Raw genomic sequence first — 20,875 nt, 5'->3', positions numbered from 1 at the left:
AAGGGGCCGGGGACGTCCGGCCCTTTTCCGCCCCGGTTCTGCGCCAGGGCGCGCGCAGTGTCCGAAGCGGTTACAGATTTTCCTGCGGACCTGGAAATATGTGAAATGTAACCGCGCTGAAGAACAGAACACTGCCCGTCAACACAAAGACATGCCAGATCGTATTGTGAAACGGCATCCGTTCCAGAAGATAGAAAGCAACGCCGACGGTATACACGATACCCCCAGCGATCATCAGCATCACGACGGTTTTCGAAAGCTCTGCCAGCATGGATTGACCAGCCCAGACAATCGCCCAGCCCATCATCAGATAAAGCGCCAGTCCGAACCAGCGGAACCGGCTGGGATCAAACATTTTCAATGCTGATCCCAACGTTGCAGACGACCAAAGCCCGATCAGCAACCCCGGCGTCTGTGTCCCCGACAGCAGAAGGAACGGCGTATAGGTGCCCGCGATTTTCACGTATATGCCCGAATGATCCAGACGCCGCAAAAGGTCCGACCACCTTTCGCTTGCGACCATGTTGTAGAGGGCGGAAAAAGTCAGCATCAGAACCAGCGTGAAACCGTAAATGCTTGCCCCCAGAACGGCGGCGGGCTGGGGGCGGTAAAGTATGGTTATTGTAATCAGAACAGGGACAGCAACAAGCGCGGCGGTGACGCCCAACAGGTGAACAACGCCGTCACTTATGCGTTCGGCCCGGCTGTAGGCCGGGCGGATATCTGTAAATGACCACATCTCATTAACGTATGAACCGAAAGGCATCCCGACAAGTCGCGCGCTGTCTCTGGCGTATGCGCACCGCCTTTGTGTCGGCCTGCCGGTTTGATGTCAGGTCGGGTCATCCCCCAGTTTTGGGTCTTTGTACCTGTTCAGATCGAAGATGCCCGCCTGGATCGGGTCCTGTTGAATAAAGAGCCCGTGAATCCGGTCGCTGACCGACCAAAAATCGGGGTTGGTTCTGCGAATGCCATAGCTGTCTATGATGCCCATCCAATCGCCTTGGGTCTGTGTCGATTTCAGGGTGTCAACAAACGTGCTCAGTTGGCCCTGCGGGACTTTGAAATAGAAATTCGGATAGCTGCCGATCAGGCCCGGCAGGATCGTCAGCGTGTCGGCCTTGGGCGCACGGCGCGCGGCTTCGTCGAATAGAAAGGCGACGTTGTAATGGGCCTTGTCATGGATCAGCGTGAATATGTCTGAATCGCCGCCTTCCTGCTCGACCAGCAGAACGGATACGTCGGGCAGAAATGTCACCCATGCACCGCGCTGCTCTGTCAGCGTGCGCAGAATTGACCCGGGATTACTGTCATCCGGTTGCAAGCATCCGTCCTCCGCACATCTGTTGATCGGATCAGCAACGGGCCACAACCCGTTGCCGCGCCTGAGTACGTGCAGAAGGAACTCTTGTTTCGGAGTGCCCGTCGTGAACTCTATGCCCGTGGGAAAGCTGTCATCGACGCGGCGCTGATGCCAGTGGGTGTGAATTTCGGCAAGAACGCCTTGATACCAGGTTTCGTACATCTTGGGCCGGGCGTCTCTGGGCATGAAGGTCAGGAATGTATCCTCGCTTTCCATGCGCAGCTCATCCATATACAGCCGCGTCGCAAGCTGATGCTCCACGCGTCCGAACACGTCGAAACCGGCAACCAGATTGTAATAGATGCGTTCGAATATCGGATAGTCGATGACCCAGGCGGTCTCGGGAATGTCGCCATGAAAGCCGGTCATGGCCGAGGCATTGTCGAAATGGCGAAACACAGTGATCAGCGCATTGGGGTTCGTGCCGTCACCATCCCATATTGCGTCGTATCCAAAGCCGGTTTTATGCGCTGTGCTGTTTCGATACCGTGCATCGCGAAATTCGAGGTATTGGATTTGATTTCTGTGCGAAAACCCCTGTAGGTCGCCCAGCACCCCGGTGTTGTTCTGCGCAACGGGCAGCTCCAGATAGGCGGCACCTTCGTTCAGATAGCTAGGGTCCGTGATGGACAGGTCGGCATCGGGATCAAGGAAGCTGACCCAGAACCGATCTTCGATCACGTCGACCGCGGTTTGCCCATGGCAGACCGGACCGCGAATGAAGCTGCGGACGAAAAACAGCGCGTTGTCCAACAGGAATTCATAGCGGCTTTTAGCTGGAATCTGAGCGAAGGTGGTGAAGGGATCGCCGCCCTCGGCATCACCATAGGGGGGCAGTTCAGATAGCGCCCATTGGGGATCAAGGAACAAGTCTTGGTATCGCGCCATCCGATCTGGCCCGATTGTGTAAACCAGATGTTCCTTATGTACGATTGTTTCATCAATCAATTTCAGGCGGTAATAGAACGGACCGTCGCCGGGGCTGTCAAAGGGTCGCCGCGTTGCGATAACGTCGATCCCTTCGCCCCGGGGTGTTGCGGATCGCACCAGTTGGAAGAACCGGCGCGGGTCGTCATCCTGAAAATGAAGCCGCGCCAGAAACAGATGCTCGTAGATATATCGGCTTATCAACTGGCTGCGCAGGTCTTTGCGGTTCAGAAAACTCTCCCACTCGGCGATCTGTTTTTTGATCGCGTCAGGGGGTTCTTGTGCAGAGGACGGCAGCGCGGCGCCGCTGCGGGCCCAGGCGATCAGTTCCTGAAACTCATCATCGCCCAGCGGCGCTGTTGCATAGGGCATCCCCATGTGCGGATAATCTTCGGCAAACGCGTCAAACTCGCCAGGGGCGGGGCAGGCAAGCGGGCGGTTTATCGTAAGGCCAAGCTCTTTCGGAACCGGTGCGTTGCTGGGCAATGTGTTTTGACGGCCAAGTTCCAGGTATGCTTCAAGCAGGGTCGGGGCCGTGGCAGGCTGACCCGGGGTGTTTGTCACCGGGTGAAAGCCAAGTTCCCTCCAGCCTGTTTCGGTCTGGGCGTCAATTCCCAGCCGCGTGGGCCGTGCATCCGTCAGGCGCTCCGAATCGTAAACGGCCTGTTTGCTGCCGCCGCGCAAAAGTCCGGCGGGTGAGGTCAGTTTCAACTGGCAGGGTGCATCATAGCAGCTGTGGCAAACGACACAGCGGCGATCCACGATTGATTTCACGTTGGGCCAATTGCTGGTGAGAGGTTGGCTGCCCGTCGGCGCGTCATGCGAATTGGCGGGTGCGGATGTCTGTGCCTGTGTCGTGAACGAGACCGCACATAGCAGGGCAATCGCGACAGATAGGACACTCAAAATCGTCCGGCTTCCAAATGGCCAAGCCTTCGGCATCGGTCCCTCTCTTACGGCAACAGAACTTAGTATGCGCACAAATCTGGCCTCCGCAGCGGTTGTTGTCGAGTCTTCGTACGGTCCCCATTGATGTTGGCAGGGCACCCGTATCCATATCATTAAGGAATTTCTTGCGGAAACAAAGCTCTGCCCGGTTTCCATGCGAATTGCGCCTCGAAAGTTCATCCCCCCGAGGCGCAGAAAATGCTTAAACCACTCACGAACGGCTAAGCCGCAGGAAACGGATATTGCGGTAACCTAACAGTAATATGACGAGTTCCCTGAGGTCAGCCAGATGAGACACCGTGTCACAAATGCGTGCTTTGACCTCTGACGCGCAGTGTAGAACAGGCGGGACAGCCCATGACGAGGCCCGCACAACGCCGCGAAAATTCGCTATATGACCTTTAGAATGTTGAGCTTTCAGGATACCCCCGGGATGCGCTGTCCAGTGAATGCTCAGTTCGCACGACAGGGTCGCAGCACCGCTTGTATTCAGAATCTTTTGGGTATACGACGGTATGCAATCTGTCGTGCCGGTGCACAGTCTAATGCTGGAGCCTGCATAGCCGCATCAACCCATAAATTACCAGCCGAGACGGACATGAGCTTATACACTGCCTATATTGAAGAAATCGAAACGCGCAAACAGCAGGGGTTGCAAGCCAAGCCCATTGATGACGGCGCGTTGACCCAGGAAATCGTCGAACAGATCAAGGATGCTAATCACCCTGATCGCGCGGATTCACTGAAGTATTTCATTTACAACACGTTGCCCGGCACAACCAGCGCCGCAGGTGCAAAGGCCGCGTTCCTCAAGCAGATTATTCTGGGTACGGTGGACGTTCCGGAAATCACGGCAACTTTTGCGTTCGAACTACTGTCGCATATGAAAGGCGGGCCTTCTGTCGATGTGCTGCTGGACCTGGCGCTGGGCGATGATCCGGCCGTTTCAGAACAAGCGGCAGAGGTTCTGAAAACGCAGGTGTTCCTGTATGAGGACGACACCAACCGGATCAGGAAAGCCTATGAGGCGGGCAATGCTGCCGCCAAGGACATCCTTGAAAGCTATGCCAAGGCTGAGTTCTTTACCAAGCTTCCCCAAATCGAAGACGAAATCAAAGTCGTTACCTATGTTGCCGCCGAAGGTGACATCTCGACCGATCTGTTGTCGCCGGGCAATCAGGCGCATTCCCGGTCAGACCGGGAGCTGCACGGAAAATGCCTGATCTCGGAGCGCGCACAGGCCGAAATCGAGGCGCTGAAGCTTCAGCATCCGGACAAGCGCGTCATGTTGGTGGCCGAAAAGGGCACCATGGGCGTCGGGTCATCCCGGATGTCGGGCATCAACAATGTCGCATTGTGGACCGGAAAGCAGGCAAGCCCCTATGTTCCGTTTGTGAACTACGCCCCGATTGTGGCCGGGACCAACGGGATTTCACCGATCTTTCTGACCACAGTGGGCGTGACCGGTGGCATCGGTGTCGACCTGAAAAACTGGGTCAAAAAGGTGGATGAGGACGGCAAGCCGATCCTGAACAATGACGGCAATCCGATCCTCGAACAAAAGTACTCGGTCGAGACGGGCACCGTTCTGAGGATCAACACCAAGGAAAAGAAGCTGTTCAACGAAGCCGGTGACAAAGAACTGGTGGGCATGGCCGCGTCTTTCACCCCGCAAAAGATCGAGTTCATGAAAGCTGGCGGGTCCTATGCGATCGTGTTCGGCAAGAAACTGCAAAACTTTGCCTGCGAAGCACTGGGGATCGAGTTGAAGTCTGCCTTTGCTTCGGCCAAGGAAGTTTCCCACGAGGGTCAGGGGCTGACAGCCGCCGAGAAGATCTTTAACGCCAATGCGCTTGGGGTGACGCCGGGCAAGACGTTGCACGCTGGGTCGGACGTTCGGGTCCAGGTCAATATCGTGGGGTCTCAGGACACGACGGGGCTGATGACCTCTCAGGAGCTTGAGGCCATGGCTGCCACAAAACTGTCACCGACGGTTGATGGTGCCTATCAGTCCGGTTGCCACACGGCCTCTGTCTGGGATCTGAAGGCACAGGCCAACACGCCGAAACTCATGTCGTTCATGCATAAGTTCGGCCTGATCACGGCGCGCGATCCCAAGGGTGAGTATCACTCGATGACGGATGTGATCCACAAGGTGCTGAATGACATCACGGTGGATGACTGGGCGATCATCATCGGCGGCGACAGCCACACGCGTATGTCCAAGGGCGCGGCTTTCGGCGCAGACTCGGGTACTGTGGCGCTGGCGCTGGCAACGGGCGAGGCAACCATGCCGATCCCGGAATCAGTCAAGGTGACGTTCAAGGGCAAGATGGCCGACCACATGGATTTCCGCGATGTGGTGCACGCGACCCAGGCCCAGATGCTGGAACAGTTCGGCGACAACGTATTCCAGGGCCGGATCATCGAGGTCCACATCGGCACGTTGCTGGCCGATCAGGCGTTCACCTTTACGGATTGGACCGCCGAGATGAAAGCCAAGGCGTCCATCTGCATTTCTCAGGACGAGACACTGATCGAGTCGCTGGAAGTCGCCAAGTCGCGCATCGAAACCATGATCGAAAAGGGCATGGATAACGATGCGCAGATGCTTCAGGGGCTGGTTGACATTGCACAACGACGCATTGACCAGATCAAATCCGGTGAAAAACCGGCCCTGACCCCGGATGACACGGCCAAATATTTCGCCGAAGTGGTGGTTGATCTCGACGCGATCAACGAGCCGATGATCGCCGACCCGGATGTGGCGAATGCGGATGTGTCCAAGCGGTACACCCATGACACCATCCGCCCGATCTCATATTACGGGGCGGAGAAAAAGGTGGATCTGGGGTTTGTCGGGTCCTGCATGGTGCATAAGGGCGATATGAAAATTGTCGCTCAGATGTTGCGCAACCTCGAACAGGAAAATGGGGACGTACAATTTCAGGCACCTTTGGTTGTGGCCGCGCCAACCTACAACATCATTGATGAGTTGAAGGAAGAAGGCGACTGGGCCGTCCTGCAAAAGTACTCGGGTTTCGAATTCGACGATGCTGCGCCCAAGCAAACGGCACGGACCGAATATGAAAACATCCTGTATCTGGAGCGACCGGGCTGCAACCTTTGCATGGGCAACCAGGAAAAGGCCGCAAAAGGCGACACGGTGCTTGCCACGTCAACGCGTCTGTTCAAGGGGCGTGTTGTCGAGGACACGCAGGAAAAAGCAGGCGAGTCGCTTCTTGCATCTACGCCGGTTGTCGTTCTGTCGGCCATTCTGGGTCGGACGCCCACCATCGCCGAGTACAAGCAGGCGGTCGACGGTATCGATCTGACAAAATTCGCGCCGCCGCTGCAAAAACCTCTGGGCGCGCGGTCTGCGCACTTTTGATATCCTACCCGGTCGGGGCTGCTCATCTGCGCCCCGATTTTCTTTGCGTGATGGTCGGCCAGCCTGATGGCATGTTGATGCGGGCCAAGGCCTTTTTACGTCCGGTGCGGAATTGCAGTTGCTGAACCGGTCGAAATGCGGGCAGTTTGCTGTGGGGTACGGAGGCCGATCAACCTATGGCGACACAATCCGAAGGCACAGCGGTCTTTCTTTCAGGCAGTCTGATGCGGCATGTGACCCGCATGTCTCTGACCACCAGTATTGGATTGATGGCGATCTTTGCCGTTGATTTCGTCGATATGATCTTCATCTCGATGCTGGGCAATGACGCATTGGCGGCGGCCGTCGGCTATGCGGGAACCCTTTTGTTTTTCACCAATTCGATCAATGTCGGCCTGTCAATCGCAGCAGGGGCTTTGGTCGCACGAGAGCTTGGTGCCGGGCGGTCAGAGCAAGCCCGCCAATTCGGAACCAGTGTCGCCATTCTGGGCATTCTGGTTGGAATAGCTGTTTCCGCCATCGTGCTGCTGAACCTGACATTCTTTCTGACACTGCTTGGCGCAGAGGGCGAGGTGCTTAGACTGGCGGCCCGCTATGTCACGATCATCCTGCCGACCATGTGGGTGATGGCCATCGCAATGGCAGGCATGGCGGTGCTGCGCGCCCATGGGGATGCGCGCCGTTCGATGCAGGCCACGATCTATGGCGGGGTCGTGAATGCCGTGCTGGATCCGATCCTGATCTTTGCGGTGGGGCTTGGCCTGGACGGGGCGGCCATCGCCTCGGTGATTGCCCGCGCGTTCATGATGGTTGCGGTGCTCAGGCCCGCAGTGCGCGTGCATCAGGGCTTTGCACGGCCAAGACTGCGGCAGGTGATGTCAGACTTTCGCCCGGTGCGGGCGATCGCGCTGCCCGCCGTTCTGACCAATATTGCCACCCCGGTCGGCAGTGCCATCGTCGTTCGCGAGGTTGCGCAGTTCGGAACGGATGCCGTCGCGGGCATGGCGGTTATCGGGCGGCTGATGCCCGTCGCGTTTTCAGTGGTGTTTGCGCTGTCTGGTGCCATCGGGCCAATTGTCGGGCAGAATTTCGGGGCAGGGCAATATGACCGCGTTAAAGCGACTTTTGTGGCCGGGGTGAAATTTACCGCAGTCTATGTCTGTCTGATGGCGGCCACGCTGTTTCTGTTGCGTGCGCCCATTGCCGATCTGTTTCAGGCGCAGGGGGAAACGCGGGCTTTGATTTATCTGTTCTGCGGGCCCTTGGCCTTGGCCTCGTTCTTCAACGGTGTGATTTTTGTTGCCAATGCCAGCTTCAACAATCTGGGGCATCCGGTTTATTCAACCTGGGTGAATTGGGGGCGGCATACACTGGGCACATGGCCGTTTGCTGTCGCGGGCGGTTATGTTGCAGGGGCGCCCGGCGTGTTGCTGGGGCAGGCTCTGGGCGGGGTAATCTTTGCGATCATCTGCTGGTTTCTGGTGCGCCGGGTCGTGTCACATCTTGCCGCGCCGACGCCTGCCGAACCCTTTGCCGGGCAGACACGATTGCAGGCGCTGTTCGGTCGGCGCGGGTGGTGATCTGATCAGTTGCCCTGATTGCGCGCTTGCAGCCGTTCAAGGTTGACGACGGTCGACAGCATGAGGCGATCATGGCTCCAGTCTTCGGTCTGTTGTACCGATGCCGCGCCCAATCCCAGAACCAGCGCGAAAACCAAAGTCAGGCCAAGGAACATGGCTGGCATCGTCGTCTGAACCGAAGGCGCATCCGCCAGCGCGATCACCCTTTGGCGCAACACGCGCTTGGCTTTGCCACCGGTGACCAAAGCCACATTCAGGACACGCGGACTGCCCCGCACAACGGTTCGGGCGCAATAGTCCAGCAAACAGTTGGTGTAATCGCGCGCATCAATGCCCTTGCGTGCAACAACGGATTGATCACAGGCCAGTTCCCGCAGGCGGTCGAATTGGTATTTCAGCACCAGATAGGCAGGGTTCCAGAACAACAGCGGACGCAGCAATTCAAACCCCAGCTCCCATTCCACATCACCGGCACGCACATGCTGAAGCTCATGCGCAAGGGCAAACCGCAGTTCGCGCGGGGTGTCCAACAGGTGACTGGGCAGTACGACATGACGTCGGCGCAAGCCGCGAACCGCAAACGGCACGGCAATGCGGTCGGACAGGCGGATATCCACTTTGGCCGAGCGACGCCAAAGGAAGCTGGTATCGACGGTCTCACGGATCGCCAGCCCGTCACGGACGACGCGTATGGCGTAGGCCAGCGATACAAGCGCCAACAGCGCAAGGATCACCGACAAGACCGGATATTCACCACCAAGCAGAATTTCGACCCAACGTTGACGTGTGTTCAGCAGGGCCTCGAACTGGGTGGCTGGCATGGCGATGTCACCGCGCAGGTAGGCGGCCACCGCAATATCACCGATTGCTACGGTGCCTTTGGCCGGTGTGTGTGTGGCCAGCGCGGACACGCCCAACGCCAGGAAGGGGCTAAGAACAACGCACAGGCACAATGCCTTGAGCGCACGAAGCTGTGCCACAAACCCGTGGCTGAGCGATGTTCGGGACAGTACCCCGCGCGCGATCAGCCAGACAATTGCGGCCAGGCCAAGGACAAAGTTCAATTCCAGATACGCGTCGAGAACCGGTTTAACCGCTGTCATTGTGCAGTCTCCTCTCTACCAGTGCCCGAATTTCCTCAAGATCGGCTTCGCTTAACCCTGCATCATCAACAAGACGCGCGACCAATGTGGCTGGCGTGTCATCGAACAGCGTACGCGAAAGGTTCTGCAGCGACCGCGCCTGATACCTGTCCTTCTTCAGAAGCGGCGTATAGATCAGCGTTTTTCCATCCTTACGGCTTTCGACAAACCCCTTGTCGTCGAGAATGCGCAGGATCGTTGCGCCTGATGTATAGGCCAGATTACGCTCTGGCGGCAGGCGATCAAGGACGTCACGGACCGAGCCCTGACCCAATGCCCAAAGTTCGTTCATGAACTCCAGTTCAACTTCGGTCAGCAGGTTGGTTGTCTTTTTCTTTCGCATCGGTCTCGGTGTCGTCATTTTCAGTATGCCCGCCAGACAAGCATCCTTTCGCGTTTTCTCAAAGCTTAAACTTTCCAGAACACAAAGGTGCCCCAGCCGATTGACAGGAAAAGCGGTATCCAGACCGGTTGGCCTACCAGTCCAAGCCAGGCGAGAAAGATATAAACTGACCCCAACAGGGTGATGAACAGCCGATCGCCCAATGTGGTCGTCAGGCCCAGCACGCCGCGCCGTTCGATCCCGTCGCGGTACTTGAACCCCTCTAGAAGGCCGATCAGGGCAATGGCCGAGAAGATGCCCACAAACACAACCAGTGTTGCCGGAGTCCAGGCCATCCAAAAGTCCGGCCACAGGGGAGAGGTCCAGGAAAAACCCTTTTCCTCTTGCTGGCCGACATTGCCCCATCCGGCAGTCTGCGCCAGTGTTGTTGTCGGGAAAAACAGGGAGAGGGTGAGAAGAAGTTTACGCATATCGAACCTCACACACGTCCCATCGCGAAGCCACGCGCGATGTAGTTGCGGACAAACCAGATGACGATGGCGCCGGGGATGATGGTCAGGGTTCCGGCGGCGGCCAGCAGGCCCAGCTCATACCCCGCGCTGGAGGCGGTACGGGTCATCACGGCGGCGATGGGTTTGGCCTCGACCGCAGTCAGGGTTTTGGCCAGCAGCATTTCCACCCACGAGAACATGAAGCAGAAGAACGCCGCCACACCCACGCCTGCCTTGATGTTGGGCAGAAAGATCGTCACGAAGAAGCGCGGGAAGGAGTAACCGTCCACATAAGCCGTCTCGTCCAGCTCTTTGGGGATACCGCGCATGAAGCCTTCCAGAATCCACACCGCCAGCGGCACGTTGAACAGTGTATGGGCCAGTGCCACGGCCAGATAGGTATCGAACAGGCCGATGGACGAATAGAGTTGGAAGAACGGCAGGGCAAATACAGCGGCCGGGGCCATTCGATTGGTCAGCAGCCAGAAGAACAGCTGCTTGTCACCCAGAAACCGATAACGCGAAAACGCATAGGCGGCAGGCAGGGCGACGCAGACCGAAATCACCGTGTTCAGGGTCACATAAGTGATCGAGTTGATGTAGCCCCAATACCACGTCGGATCGGTGAAGATGGTGATGTAATTTTCCAGCGTAAAGGTCTGGGGGAACAGCGAAAAGCCCGACAAGATCTCGTTCGTGGTCTTGAAGGACATCGCCACCAGCCAATAGATCGGCAGCATCAGGAACGCGATATAAAGGATCGGGATGATGGAACGCTTTTTCATTCTGCGTCATCCTTTGTCATCAGAGTGTAGAAGACCCAGCTAACCAGCAGCGTGATGGCGAAATAGATCAGGCTCATCGCCGCCGCCGGGCCAAGGTCGAACTGTCCCAGTGCGATCTTCACAAGGTCGATCGACAGAAGGGTGGTTGAGTTGCCGGGGCCACCGCCGGTCAGAACAAACGGCTCGGTATAGATGTTGAAACTGTCCATGAACCGCAACAGGATCGCGATGGTCAGAACCGTCTTCATCTTGGGCAGTTGGATATATCGGAACACCGACCACGGGCTTGCGCCGTCGATCTTGGCGGCCTGATAATAGGCATCCGGGATCGACACGAGGCCCGCATAGCACAACAGCACTACCAGCGAGGTCCAGTGCCAGACATCCATAACGATGACGGTGATCCACGCCGACAGCGGCTGTTGCGTCATGTCATAGTTGATGCCCAGAACGTCGTTCAGGAAATACCCCAGCAGGCCGATCTTGGGCAGGGTAAAGATGTTCCACATCGACCCGACTACATTCCACGGGATCAGCATCGGCAGGGCCATTAACACCAGACAGACCGGCACCCAAAAGCCTTTGCGCGGCATCGACAGGGCAACGATGATACCCAACGGGACTTCGATGATCAGGATCATGGCGGTGAAAAGGAACTGTCGTCCTAGCGCCGCTTGGAACCGGTCAGAGCGCAGGATTTGTTCGAACCAGCCCAGCCCTTCCCAGAAAAACTGGTTGTTGCCAAAGGTTTCCTGCACTGAATAATTGACCACCGTCATCATCGGCACCAGCGCGTTGAACGCGACCAGTGCCAGCACCGGCAGGACAAAGAACCATGCTTTTTGGTTAATTGTTCTCATTGCGCCCGCTCCTGGGTTGCGATCCAGCCGTCGCGATAGACGCGCGATTGTTCAGGTTTGAATTTCAGGAACACCTGTGAGCCAGGTTCGGGTACGCTGTGTTCGGTCATGGCCTTCAATGCGGTGTTGCCGACCATGGCGCTAACCACATAGTGACGGCCAATGTCCGAGACTTTGGTGACGTGTGCCGGAATGCCGGTGTCGCCAAAGCCCACGTATTCCGGGCGGATACCCAGATCGGTGCGGCCGCCGTCACCTTGGGTTGGTCCTTCCAATGCAACCTCGTGGCCCTCGAATACGGCACGGTCGCCTTTGGCCTCACACGGCAGCACGTTCATGCCGGGTGAGCCGATGAAGTGGCCGACGAATGTATGTTGGGGGCGTTCGAACAACTCTACCGGGGTGCCGATCTGCACCACTTCACCGTCCTGCATCACGACAACCTCATCGGCGAAGGTTAGCGCCTCGGTCTGGTCGTGGGTTACATAGATCATCGTGGCCTGCACACGCTGGTGCAGTTCTTTAAGCTTGGACCGCAGTTTCCATTTCAGATGTGGGTCGATCACGGTCAGCGGTTCGTCAAACATCACCGCATTCACGTCGTCACGCACCAAACCCCGACCCATCGAGATTTTCTGTTTGTTGTCGGGGCTGAGGCCCGAGGCCTTGGTGCCCAGCATGTCGGTGACATCCAGCATCTCGGCAATCTCATCGACGCGGCGCTTGATCGTTGCTGCATCAACGCCACGGTTCTTCAACGGAAAGGCCAGGTTTTCGCCCACGGTCATCGTGTCGTAAATCACCGGGAACTGGAACACCTGCGCGATGTTGCGCTGATCGGGGGGCAGGGCGGTCACGTCGCGCCCGTCGAACAGAATCTGTCCCTCGGACGGCGTCAGCAGGCCCGAGATGATGTTCAGCAATGTGGATTTGCCGCAACCCGACGGCCCCAACAGCGCATAGGCCCCACCATCGCGCCAGGTCACGTCGATTTCCTTCAGCGCATAATCCTCGGGGCCTTTCGGCGTGGGCATATAGCTGTGGCGGAGGTTTGAAAGCTTGATCTGTGCCATGTCAGGCTACCCTTTTGCCGTCTTGGGCGAAGTACCGGCAATGGGCCGGGTTCATGTAAAAACTGTGATCCTCGCCCACCTGATAGGGGTGAACGCCCACCGCCAGCGACACCCATGCGTCGTCGCCATGCTGGAAATGCGCGCTGGAATCCGAGCCCGAGAGTTCTGTCACGATCACCCTGCCGGTCAGCTCCACATCCGCGTCGGATGTACGATAGGGCGTCACCCGATGGGGTCGGACAGCGACGGTGTAATCCCCGTCGGCCAAGTCAGAGACCGCCCAGCCGCCACCGCCTGCAAGCTGCGCCTGCGCGCCGGTTACGGTGACCTGCCCGATGTTGATTGGCGGGTCTGAAAAGACACGAGCAGCGGCGATGTTTTCAGGGTTGCGATAGATGTCGGCGGTAGGGCCGAACTGCGTGACGCGGCCATCTTCCATCAGGGCGGTGTGACCGCCCAGCAGCAGGGCCTCTTCGGGTTCTGATGTGGCGTAGACCACCACAGCGCCGCGGCCTGCGAACAGGTCAGGCAGCTGTTCGCGCAGTTCTTCGCGCAGTTTGTAATCCAGATTGGCCAGCGGTTCATCAAGGAACACGGCGCGGCTTTCTTTCGCGATGGCACGTGCCAGCGCGGTCCGTTGTTGTTGCCCGCCCGACAGCTCATGCGGGCGGCGGTGTAGCATCGGGCGCAGTTGCAGCAGGTCTGCTGCTTCTTCCACGCGGCCTTCGATTTCAGATTTCGCCATACCTGCCACGCGCAGCGGCGAGGCGATGTTGTCGAAAACACTCATATGCGGGTAGTTCACAAAGAACTGGTGCACCAGGCTGATCTGCCGCTTTTGCGTGCTCAGCCGTGTAACGTCCTGCCCATCCATCAAAACCTTGCCTGACGCCATCGGGTCCAGCCCGGCCATCATCTTGATCAGAGAGGTCTTGCCCGATCCCGTGGCCCCCAGCAGCACGTTGAAGTGGCCTGTGTGTAAGGTCAGGGTCGTGGGTTTGATATGAGTGACATTGCCGACCCGTTTGGTGGCGTCTTGTAGTTCGATCATGTCCGTGGGTTCCGGTCCTGCAGTGCGTCGCACTGGTCTTTGGGGTGGGGATGCCTAAGGCGGCACCCCCGGTTTTGGTTGACTTACTGAGACTGCCAGCGCTGAACCAGCTCGTCATAGTTGACGGTCTGGCCTTGCGGCTTTTCGTTCTCCAGCTTGGCCTTGGGCGAGCCCGCTTTTTCCAGCCAGAAGGACGCATCTTGCGGTTCGTTCAGGCGGGGACCACAGCCACCGTAGACACCGGCGCTTTCATCCGCGGCCTGCATACGGGCCATGGTGATGTCCATCTCTTCGGCCAGGCGGTCCATCGCCTCTTGCGGGGTGAACGCGCCCGAGTTCACGTCACCGATCTGCTGCCACCAGATCTGGGCCAGCTTCGGATAGTCCGGCACGTTGATGCCGGTCGGCGACCATGCCACACGATCAGGTGAGCGATAGAACTCGACCAGACCACCCAGCTTGGGTGCGCGTTCCGTGAACGACTCGTGGTTGACCGAGCTGTCGCGGATGAAGGTCAGACCCACGTGGGACTTCTTTACATCGACAGTCTTGGAGGTCACGAACTGAGCGTAGAGCCAGGCCGCCTGAGCACGATCCGCAGGGGTCGATTTCAGGAACGTCCAGGAACCCACGTCCTGATAACCAACCTTCTGGCCGTCTTCCCAATAGGGGCCATGCGGGCTGGGTGCCATCCGCCACAGCGGCGTGCCTTCGTCGTCCACGGTGTTGTTGCCTTCGGACTTCGGCTTTACCATGTCGGCGGTAAAGGCTGTGTACCAGAAGATTTGCTGGGCCACGTTGCCTTGGCTAAGTGCGGGCAGCGACTGGTAGAAGTCATAAGACGCCGCACCCGGAGGGGCATAGTTCCGCAGCCATTCGTCCCACTTGCGGATCGCATAGACCGCAGCCGGACCGTTAGCCGCACCACCGCGCGACACCGAAGCGCCGACAGGATTACAGGTGCCCGCTTCCATACGGATGCCCCATTCGTCGACGGGAATACCGTTCGGCTCACCCTTGTCGCCAGCACCGGCCATCGACAGCCAGGCGTCGGTCATGCGCCAGCCCAGATCTGGCGCGCGCTTGCCATAGTCCATGTGGCCATAGATCGCGACACCATCGACTTCTTTGACATCTTCGGTAAAGAACTCGGCGATGTCCTCATAAGCCGACCAGTTGACTGGAACACCCAGATCATAGCCGTACTTTTCTTTGAACGCGGCCTTGTTGGCCTCGTCATCGAACCAGTCCTTGCGGAACCAGTAGAGGTTGGCGAATTGCTGATCGGGCAGCTGATACAGTTTGCCATCCGGGCCGGTGGTGAACTGGATGCCCATGAAGTCTTCCAGATCCAGCGTAGGCGAGGTCGTACCCGCCCAGTCGCCGCCCATCATGTCGGTCAGCGGATAGGCCAGTTGCAGACGCGAGTGCGTACCGATCAGGTCGCTGTCGTTGACATAGCCGTCATACAGGTTGCGGCCTGTTTGCAGCTGGGTCTGAACGGCCTGAACCACTTCGCCCTCACCAAGAATCTGGTGATTGACCTTGATCCCGGTGATTTCCTGGAACGCCTTGGTCAGAACCTCGGATTCATAGGAGTGGGTCGGGATGCCTTCGGACAGGACGTTGATTTCCATGCCATTGTAAGGTTCGGCAGCCTTGATGAACCACTGCATTTCAGACAACTGTTCGTCTTTCGACAAGGTTGATGGCTGAAATTCGTCGTCGATCCAACGTTGCGCTGCGGCTTCGTCGGCCCAAACGGGACCGTGCCCCGCAATGACGGCAGCGGCCGCCACTGCGGAAAGTAGATGTCTCCGCATCTGTCTCCTCCCAAAGATTATAGTTTCCGGTGCGAACCGGATGTCGCACAGCATCAGCGATTATCTGCGCATGTGTCAAACTAAATTTTTAGTAAGTGAGGATTTCGCCGGCATCAGGGCGGGAACTTATCCTCGGTTGCCAATTTTTGAATTCGTTGTAAGCTGCACCTACGATTGTAAAAAATACCGCTGACTATGGCGGAACTGATTGGCGAAAATCATTTAGACGGATGAGGATAGGCAATGTCCCAAAGTCTGTTGAAATACACTCGTGTTCTGGAAATTGTGGGGGACACGATCAAGGTCAGGGTGCCGCTGGACGGGTCCGCCGATGCTGCGGTCCGGTTCAACGACCTGGCGTTGATCGAGACAGTTGATGGGCACAAAACCCTTGCACAGGTAATCTTCATCGACCGCGATGTGGTGACGTTGCAGGTGTTTTCCGGCACCAAGGGGATCTCGACCGAGGCGACGGCGACGTTCCTTGGGCACCCCATGCAAACGTCCTATTCACCGAACATTCTGGGGCGCGTATTCGACGGGGCGGGGGTGGCGATTGATGGCGGGCCGGACCTGTCGGCCGAACCGCGCATCGACATCGGTGGACCAACGGTGAACCCGTCTGAACGCGCTGTGCCCAACAAGATGATCCGCACGGATGTGCCGATGATCGACGTGTTCAATACGTTGGTCGAAAGCCAGAAAATCCCGATCTTCTCGGTCTCGGGCGAGCCATTCAACGCGTTTCTCAGCCGAATCGGCATTCAGGCGGATGCCGATATTGTTGTCTTTGGCGGGCTGGGGCTGATTTTTGACGATTATTATACGTTTCGTACTTCTTTCGAGGATGCGGGGGTGTTCTCGCGCACGGTGATGTTCGTCAATCAGGCGATGGACCCCTTGGTTGAGCGCCTGTTGGTTCCTGACATGGCACTGGCCGTGGCCGAGAAATTCGCGGTGGAAGAAGGCAAGCGGGTGCTGGTTCTGCTAACCGACATGACCGCCTATGCCGATGCGATGAAAGAGGTGGGCATCAGTCAGGAACGCGTGCCGTCGCAACGCGGTTATATGGGCGATCTCTATTCGCAATTGGCGCGGCGGTATGAAAAGGCGTGCGACTATGCCAAAGGCGGGTCTGTGACAGTGCTGACCGTCACCACCATGCCGGGCAATGACGTGACGCATCCGGTGCCGGACAACACCGGCTATATCACCGAAGGGCAGATTTACCTGCATTCGGGCGTGATTGACCCGTTCGGCAGCCTGTCGCGCCTCAAGCAGAATGTGATCGGCAAGACCACGCGGGAAGATCACGGGCAGATCATGAACACGATGATCCGTTTCTATTCCGAAAGCCGCGATGCCGCGCAGAAGCAGGCGATGGCCTTTGATCTGTCGGACTACGATCACCAATTGCTGAAGTTCGGCGACCTGTTTCGAACACGTTTCATGGATATCAATGTTTCGATCTCGCTTGAAGAGGCGCTGGATTTGGGCTGGAAAACACTGGCCGAATGTTTCGCACCCGAACAATTGCTGATGAAACAGGCCCTGATCGACAAGTATTTCCCAAAGGATGCCGATGGCGCGGTTGCAGCTGAATAAATCGTCGCTCGCACGCGAGCAGACGCAGCTGAAAAGCTATGAGCGGTTCCTGCCGTCGCTGGACCTGAAGCGTCAGCAGTTGATGGCCGAACGGGTCAAAGCGCGCAAGGACGTCCGGTGCCTTGAGGGTGAGGTGCGGCAACTGGCGCAGCAAGTCGGGGAAAAGCTGCCGATGTTGGCGCAGCGGGGTGTCGATCTGGACGGGTTGGTTACGCTGAAGGATTACAAGGTCAAAGAGGTCAACGTCGTGGGTGTCAAAATGCCCGCTCTCGACCGGATCGAAGTCGTGGTGCGACCATATTCTCTGTTGGCCAAGCCCCATTGGGTCGATGCCGCCGCGCGGTTGCTGCACGATATGATCGAGGCCCGCTTGCGGGTCAAAGTGGCCGAGGAACGGGTCAGGGTTTTCGACAAGGCCGTGGCTACGATCACGCAGCGGGTTAACCTGTTCGAAAAGGTCCTGATCCCGCGCGCCAAGGCCAATATCAAGAAAATCCGCATCTATCTGAGTGACGAGCAGATGCAGGCGGTTGTGCGCTCGAAAATTTCGAAACGCAAACACGCGCAGGAGGCCGCGTCATGAGTGTCGCGCGGCTGAAGAAACTGTCACTGGTCGGGCCTGCCGCGCAGAAGACGCGCACGCTTGCGGCCCTGCAAGAGCTGGGTTGTATGCATGTGCTGCCTTTGGCCCCGCCGCCGACCGAGCCTGAAAAGATTAACGAACGGGGCGCGCGCGATGCTTACAAGGCGCTGCGATTCCTGACCGACGTGCCCGATCCACGCCGCCAGATACAGCGTGATCCCAAATTCGACATGGACCGGTTCGTCAGGGACGTGTTGGACCTGATGCAACGCAGCCGCGACACGATGGACCGGCGAGATTTTCTGGCGCACCGCATCGCGCAAGTACGCCCTTGGGGCGATCTGGATTTCCCACCCGATGACGTCTTGGCGGGCAATCGGCTGTGGTTCTATCAACTGCCGCTGAAAGATCGCGAGGCGCTGGAAGCCGCTCCTTTACCCTGGGCCATTTTGCAACAGGATCATCGTTTAATTTACGCTGTGTTGATCGCCCCGGATGAGCCGGACGACGACATCCTGCCCGCCCCCCGCACGCACACAGGATCACTGCCCATTCACGAGCTTGAGGCGCAACTGGAAGAGGCCGAAATCGCGATTGAGGCGCTGGAAGCCGAACGGGTCGCTCAGACCCGATACCTGACGCTGATGCGACGCAACCTGTCGGCGGCGGAAAGTGCTGCAGAGCTGGCCCATGCAACACAACAGGTGCGCGATGAAGAGGCGATGTATGCCCTTCAGGGCTGGGTGCCCGTGGATCGCATTGATGCGGTGCTGGACATGGCTCAAGGCAATGACGCCGCCGTTCTGATCGAAGAACCCGGCCCCGATGACACCCCGCCCACATTGTTGGAGCAACCGGAAAAACGCAGTGCTGCCGTGGACTTGGCGCTGTTTTATCAAGTGCCCGGCTACAAGGATTGGGACCCGAGCATCATCGTCGCCACCTCCTTCGCGATCTTCTTTGCGATGATCGTGGCGGATGCAGGATATGGGGTCGTTATCCTGCTGTGCCTGCTGGCATTCTGGAAACGGTTGGACGGGACGGCAGGTCAAAGGTCATGGCGGCGCTTTGGGCTGATCATTGCGGGCGCGACGGTTCTGTATGGTGTTTTGGTCGGCAGTTACTTTGGTATCTCTCCGCCCGATGGGTCGATATGGGCGCGGCTCAAACTGTTCGATCTGAATAACTTTGGTGCCATGATGATGCTCTCGATTGTTGTGGGGGTTCTGCATCTGGTGCTGGCAAACGCGCTTGCCGCCCGCGCGGCCTGGGGTCAGCGTAAGGCCGTTGCCAATCTGGGGTGGATTGCGGCGCTGATCGGCGGGTTTGTTCTGTGGCTGGGTTATATGAAAGGGAACTCCCCTGTGCCGGGTGCAGTGCTGATGGGCCTGGGCGTTCTGGCTATCGTTCTGTTTTCCAGCGCGCGCGCGATCAAAAAACCGACCGACTGGCTGTGGCGTTTCATCGAAGGGCTGCAAAGCCTTGCCGGGGCGATGGGGGCGTTTGGCGATGTGCTCAGCTATATGCGCCTGTTTGCGTTGGGGCTGGCCTCGGCCTCGCTGGCGATCACGTTCAACGATCTGGCCGTGTCGGTGATGCATTCGATGAAAGGCCCCGGCATCCTGTTCGCGCTGCTGATCCTGATCGTCGGTCATGTTCTGAACTTCGCCCTCGCAATGATGAGCGGCGTCGTCCACGGGTTACGTTTGAATTACATCGAATTCTTTAAATGGGGTCTGCCGGACGAAGGCATCGTCTTTCGTCCGTTTGCCCGCAAGGAGGTTCAGGAATGAATGAGCTTGTTGTTACATTGGGTTGGCTGGGTATCTACGCCCCCATGGCGCTGGGCGCATCCGCCAGCGCCATTGGCTGCGCCATCGCCGGGCAGGCCAGCATCGGCGCCATGACCGAAACCGAGGGTGGCTATGGGCGCTTTGTTGGTGTGTCGGCCTTTCCATCCACGATGGTGATCTACGGCATCGTCATCATGTTCACGCTGAACCGCGAGGTGACGCCGGAAAACGCAGGCGGATTGTTCGGGATCGGCATCCTGTCGGGCATCGCACTGATGTATTGCGGCATCTGGCAGGGCAGGGCCTGCGCCGCGGCGATCAACGCGACCAAAGAGAAGCCGGAAATCTTTGGCCTTGCGCTGGCTCCGGCTGCGATCATCGAAGGGTTCGGCGTCTTTGCCTTTGTGTTTGCTCTGGTGATCAGCGCGGGGATCAGCGGATGACACGGGATGGTATGATCTCGCACGGTGTCGATGCGCTGATCGACAAGCTGCGGAATGATGGCGTGGCCGCAGGGCAGGCCGACGCTGAGAAACTGCGCGCCGAGGCAAAGGCCGAGGCCGCGAAAATTCTGACCGATGCCAAGCGCGAGGCGGATGAATATCAGAAAAAGGCCCGCACCGAATCCGACAATTACCGCGCAGCGGGCGAAGAGGCGCTGAACACCGCCATGCGCGATGCGGTGCTGACGATGAAGGCGGGCCTGACCGACCGGTTCCGCAAAGATGTCGAACGTCTGGTCACCAAGGAAATGGCCGACCCGGACCTGCTGAAACAGATGATCCTCGAGGTTGTGGGCCGCGCGGCGGAAGGTGCCAATCTGGACGGCAAGGTGCAGGTCATCCTGCCCGCCAGGGTCGCCACGCAAGAGGACATCAAACAGAACGCCGATGACATCCAATCCGGCAAGCTGACAAAATACGTGCTGGGCCTGACCGCACAGATGCTGCGCGAACAGGTCGAACTGCACGCCTCGGACGCCACGCAGGACGGTATTCGCGTCCGGGCCGAGGATCAGGGCGTGGTGCTGGATCTGACGGATAAGGCCGTCGCCTCATTGTTGATGGAACATTTGCAACCCCGGTTCCGCGCTGTGTTGGAAGGGGTGATCCGGTAA

General features: G+C 58.1%; 17 protein-coding genes. 7 read left to right on the top strand and 10 right to left on the bottom strand.

Features of this window, described 5'->3' with window-relative positions; all coding sequences use genetic code 11:
* Nucleotides 1-70: 70 nt before the first annotated feature.
* Nucleotides 71-739: a PAQR family membrane homeostasis protein TrhA gene (trhA, locus tag JT51_RS03250; RefSeq protein WP_037307753.1), complete on the bottom strand. Its 669-nt coding sequence runs from the start codon at nt 737-739 to the stop codon at nt 71-73.
* Nucleotides 740-832: 93 nt separating this feature from the next.
* Nucleotides 833-3,232 (bottom strand): fatty acid cis/trans isomerase, encoded by a 2,400-nt coding sequence (locus JT51_RS03245; RefSeq protein WP_081894584.1) that lies wholly within the window; start codon nt 3,230-3,232, stop codon nt 833-835.
* Between the two features lie 604 nt (nt 3,233-3,836).
* On the opposite strand from JT51_RS03245, the gene JT51_RS03240 reads away from it, so the two are divergent.
* Entirely contained in the window at nt 3,837-6,629 is a 2,793-nt protein-coding gene (locus tag JT51_RS03240) for a bifunctional aconitate hydratase 2/2-methylisocitrate dehydratase (protein ID WP_037307751.1), read from the top strand.
* A 176-nt stretch (nt 6,630-6,805) separates the two neighbouring features.
* Nucleotides 6,806-8,209: an MATE family efflux transporter gene (locus JT51_RS03235; protein ID WP_037307749.1), complete on the top strand. Its 1,404-nt coding sequence runs from the start codon at nt 6,806-6,808 to the stop codon at nt 8,207-8,209.
* Between the two features lie 5 nt (nt 8,210-8,214).
* On the opposite strand, the gene JT51_RS03230 is transcribed toward JT51_RS03235, so the two are convergent.
* The 8 genes from JT51_RS03230 to JT51_RS03195 all read right to left on the bottom strand — a co-directional run bounded on the left by JT51_RS03230 (nt 8,215) and on the right by JT51_RS03195 (nt 15,777).
* The gene (locus JT51_RS03230) at nt 8,215-9,312 is read right to left on the bottom strand and encodes a M56 family metallopeptidase (RefSeq protein ID WP_037307747.1); all 1,098 of its coding nucleotides are present in this window, start codon (nt 9,310-9,312) and stop codon (nt 8,215-8,217) included.
* The gene (locus JT51_RS03225) at nt 9,299-9,694 is read right to left on the bottom strand and encodes a BlaI/MecI/CopY family transcriptional regulator (RefSeq protein ID WP_037307745.1); all 396 of its coding nucleotides are present in this window, start codon (nt 9,692-9,694) and stop codon (nt 9,299-9,301) included. The genes JT51_RS03230 and JT51_RS03225 overlap by 14 nt, the downstream gene beginning before the upstream one ends.
* Before the next feature lie 65 nt (nt 9,695-9,759).
* Entirely contained in the window at nt 9,760-10,164 is a 405-nt protein-coding gene (locus tag JT51_RS03220; protein ID WP_037307743.1) for a DUF2160 domain-containing protein, read from the bottom strand.
* Between the two features lie 8 nt (nt 10,165-10,172).
* A complete protein-coding gene (locus JT51_RS03215; RefSeq protein WP_037307740.1) occupies nt 10,173-10,970 on the bottom strand; it encodes a carbohydrate ABC transporter permease in 798 nt (265 codons plus the stop codon).
* Nucleotides 10,967-11,830: a carbohydrate ABC transporter permease gene (locus JT51_RS03210; RefSeq protein ID WP_037307738.1), complete on the bottom strand. Its 864-nt coding sequence runs from the start codon at nt 11,828-11,830 to the stop codon at nt 10,967-10,969. Before JT51_RS03210 ends, JT51_RS03215 begins: the two co-directional genes overlap by 4 nt.
* Nucleotides 11,827-12,903, bottom strand: a complete 1,077-nt coding sequence (locus JT51_RS03205) for an ABC transporter ATP-binding protein (RefSeq protein WP_037307731.1) — start codon at nt 12,901-12,903, stop codon at nt 11,827-11,829. The genes JT51_RS03210 and JT51_RS03205 overlap by 4 nt, the downstream gene beginning before the upstream one ends.
* Nucleotide 12,904: 1 nt before the next feature.
* Nucleotides 12,905-13,954 carry an ABC transporter ATP-binding protein gene (locus JT51_RS03200; protein WP_037307729.1) on the bottom strand — a complete coding sequence of 350 codons (1,050 nt, stop codon included), beginning with the start codon at nt 13,952-13,954 and terminating at the stop codon, nt 12,905-12,907.
* Between the two features lie 83 nt (nt 13,955-14,037).
* Nucleotides 14,038-15,777: an ABC transporter substrate-binding protein gene (locus JT51_RS03195; protein WP_037307721.1), complete on the bottom strand. Its 1,740-nt coding sequence runs from the start codon at nt 15,775-15,777 to the stop codon at nt 14,038-14,040.
* Between the two features lie 243 nt (nt 15,778-16,020).
* On the opposite strand from JT51_RS03195, the gene JT51_RS03190 reads away from it, so the two are divergent.
* Genes JT51_RS03190 through JT51_RS03170 form a run of 5 tightly spaced genes read left to right on the top strand, consistent with a single transcriptional unit; the run spans nt 16,021 to nt 20,875 of the window.
* Nucleotides 16,021-17,382, top strand: a complete 1,362-nt coding sequence (locus JT51_RS03190) for a V-type ATP synthase subunit B (protein ID WP_037307718.1) — start codon at nt 16,021-16,023, stop codon at nt 17,380-17,382.
* On the top strand, nt 17,360-17,965 hold the full coding sequence (locus tag JT51_RS03185) for a V-type ATP synthase subunit D (protein ID WP_037309379.1): 606 nt from the start codon (nt 17,360-17,362) through the stop codon (nt 17,963-17,965). The genes JT51_RS03190 and JT51_RS03185 overlap by 23 nt, the downstream gene beginning before the upstream one ends.
* The gene (locus tag JT51_RS03180; RefSeq protein ID WP_037307715.1) at nt 17,962-19,758 is read left to right on the top strand and encodes a V-type ATP synthase subunit I; all 1,797 of its coding nucleotides are present in this window, start codon (nt 17,962-17,964) and stop codon (nt 19,756-19,758) included. The genes JT51_RS03185 and JT51_RS03180 overlap by 4 nt, the downstream gene beginning before the upstream one ends.
* Nucleotides 19,755-20,201, top strand: coding sequence for an ATP synthase subunit C (locus JT51_RS03175; protein WP_037307712.1), 447 nt, complete (start codon nt 19,755-19,757; stop codon nt 20,199-20,201). The genes JT51_RS03180 and JT51_RS03175 overlap by 4 nt, the downstream gene beginning before the upstream one ends.
* Entirely contained in the window at nt 20,198-20,875 is a 678-nt protein-coding gene (locus JT51_RS03170; protein ID WP_037307710.1) for a hypothetical protein, read from the top strand. The genes JT51_RS03175 and JT51_RS03170 overlap by 4 nt, the downstream gene beginning before the upstream one ends.

Origin of the sequence: Ruegeria halocynthiae, assembly GCF_000743705.1 — a bacterium.
Classification (GTDB): domain Bacteria; phylum Pseudomonadota; class Alphaproteobacteria; order Rhodobacterales; family Rhodobacteraceae; genus Ruegeria; species Ruegeria halocynthiae_B.
Note: the sequence above shows the minus strand (reverse complement) of the source record. Positions and strands in the feature narration are given on the sequence as shown.

Excerpts from the sequence above, each read along its gene's own strand:
- trhA (WP_037307753.1), bottom strand. The coding sequence starts at position 739 with ATGTGGTCATTTACAGATATCCGCCCGGCCTACAGCCGGGCCGAACGC.
- JT51_RS03245 (WP_081894584.1), bottom strand. The coding sequence starts at position 3,232 with ATGCCGAAGGCTTGGCCATTTGGAAGCCGGACGATTTTGAGTGTCCTA.
- JT51_RS03240 (WP_037307751.1), top strand. The coding sequence starts at position 3,837 with ATGAGCTTATACACTGCCTATATTGAAGAAATCGAAACGCGCAAACAG.
- JT51_RS03235 (WP_037307749.1), top strand. The coding sequence starts at position 6,806 with ATGGCGACACAATCCGAAGGCACAGCGGTCTTTCTTTCAGGCAGTCTG.
- JT51_RS03230 (WP_037307747.1), bottom strand. The coding sequence starts at position 9,312 with ATGACAGCGGTTAAACCGGTTCTCGACGCGTATCTGGAATTGAACTTT.
- JT51_RS03225 (WP_037307745.1), bottom strand. The coding sequence starts at position 9,694 with ATGCGAAAGAAAAAGACAACCAACCTGCTGACCGAAGTTGAACTGGAG.
- JT51_RS03220 (WP_037307743.1), bottom strand. The coding sequence starts at position 10,164 with ATGCGTAAACTTCTTCTCACCCTCTCCCTGTTTTTCCCGACAACAACA.
- JT51_RS03215 (WP_037307740.1), bottom strand. The coding sequence starts at position 10,970 with ATGAAAAAGCGTTCCATCATCCCGATCCTTTATATCGCGTTCCTGATG.
- JT51_RS03210 (WP_037307738.1), bottom strand. The coding sequence starts at position 11,830 with ATGAGAACAATTAACCAAAAAGCATGGTTCTTTGTCCTGCCGGTGCTG.
- JT51_RS03205 (WP_037307731.1), bottom strand. The coding sequence starts at position 12,903 with ATGGCACAGATCAAGCTTTCAAACCTCCGCCACAGCTATATGCCCACG.
- JT51_RS03200 (WP_037307729.1), bottom strand. The coding sequence starts at position 13,954 with ATGATCGAACTACAAGACGCCACCAAACGGGTCGGCAATGTCACTCAT.
- JT51_RS03195 (WP_037307721.1), bottom strand. The coding sequence starts at position 15,777 with ATGCGGAGACATCTACTTTCCGCAGTGGCGGCCGCTGCCGTCATTGCG.
- JT51_RS03190 (WP_037307718.1), top strand. The coding sequence starts at position 16,021 with ATGTCCCAAAGTCTGTTGAAATACACTCGTGTTCTGGAAATTGTGGGG.
- JT51_RS03185 (WP_037309379.1), top strand. The coding sequence starts at position 17,360 with ATGGCGCGGTTGCAGCTGAATAAATCGTCGCTCGCACGCGAGCAGACG.
- JT51_RS03180 (WP_037307715.1), top strand. The coding sequence starts at position 17,962 with ATGAGTGTCGCGCGGCTGAAGAAACTGTCACTGGTCGGGCCTGCCGCG.
- JT51_RS03175 (WP_037307712.1), top strand. The coding sequence starts at position 19,755 with ATGAATGAGCTTGTTGTTACATTGGGTTGGCTGGGTATCTACGCCCCC.
- JT51_RS03170 (WP_037307710.1), top strand. The coding sequence starts at position 20,198 with ATGACACGGGATGGTATGATCTCGCACGGTGTCGATGCGCTGATCGAC.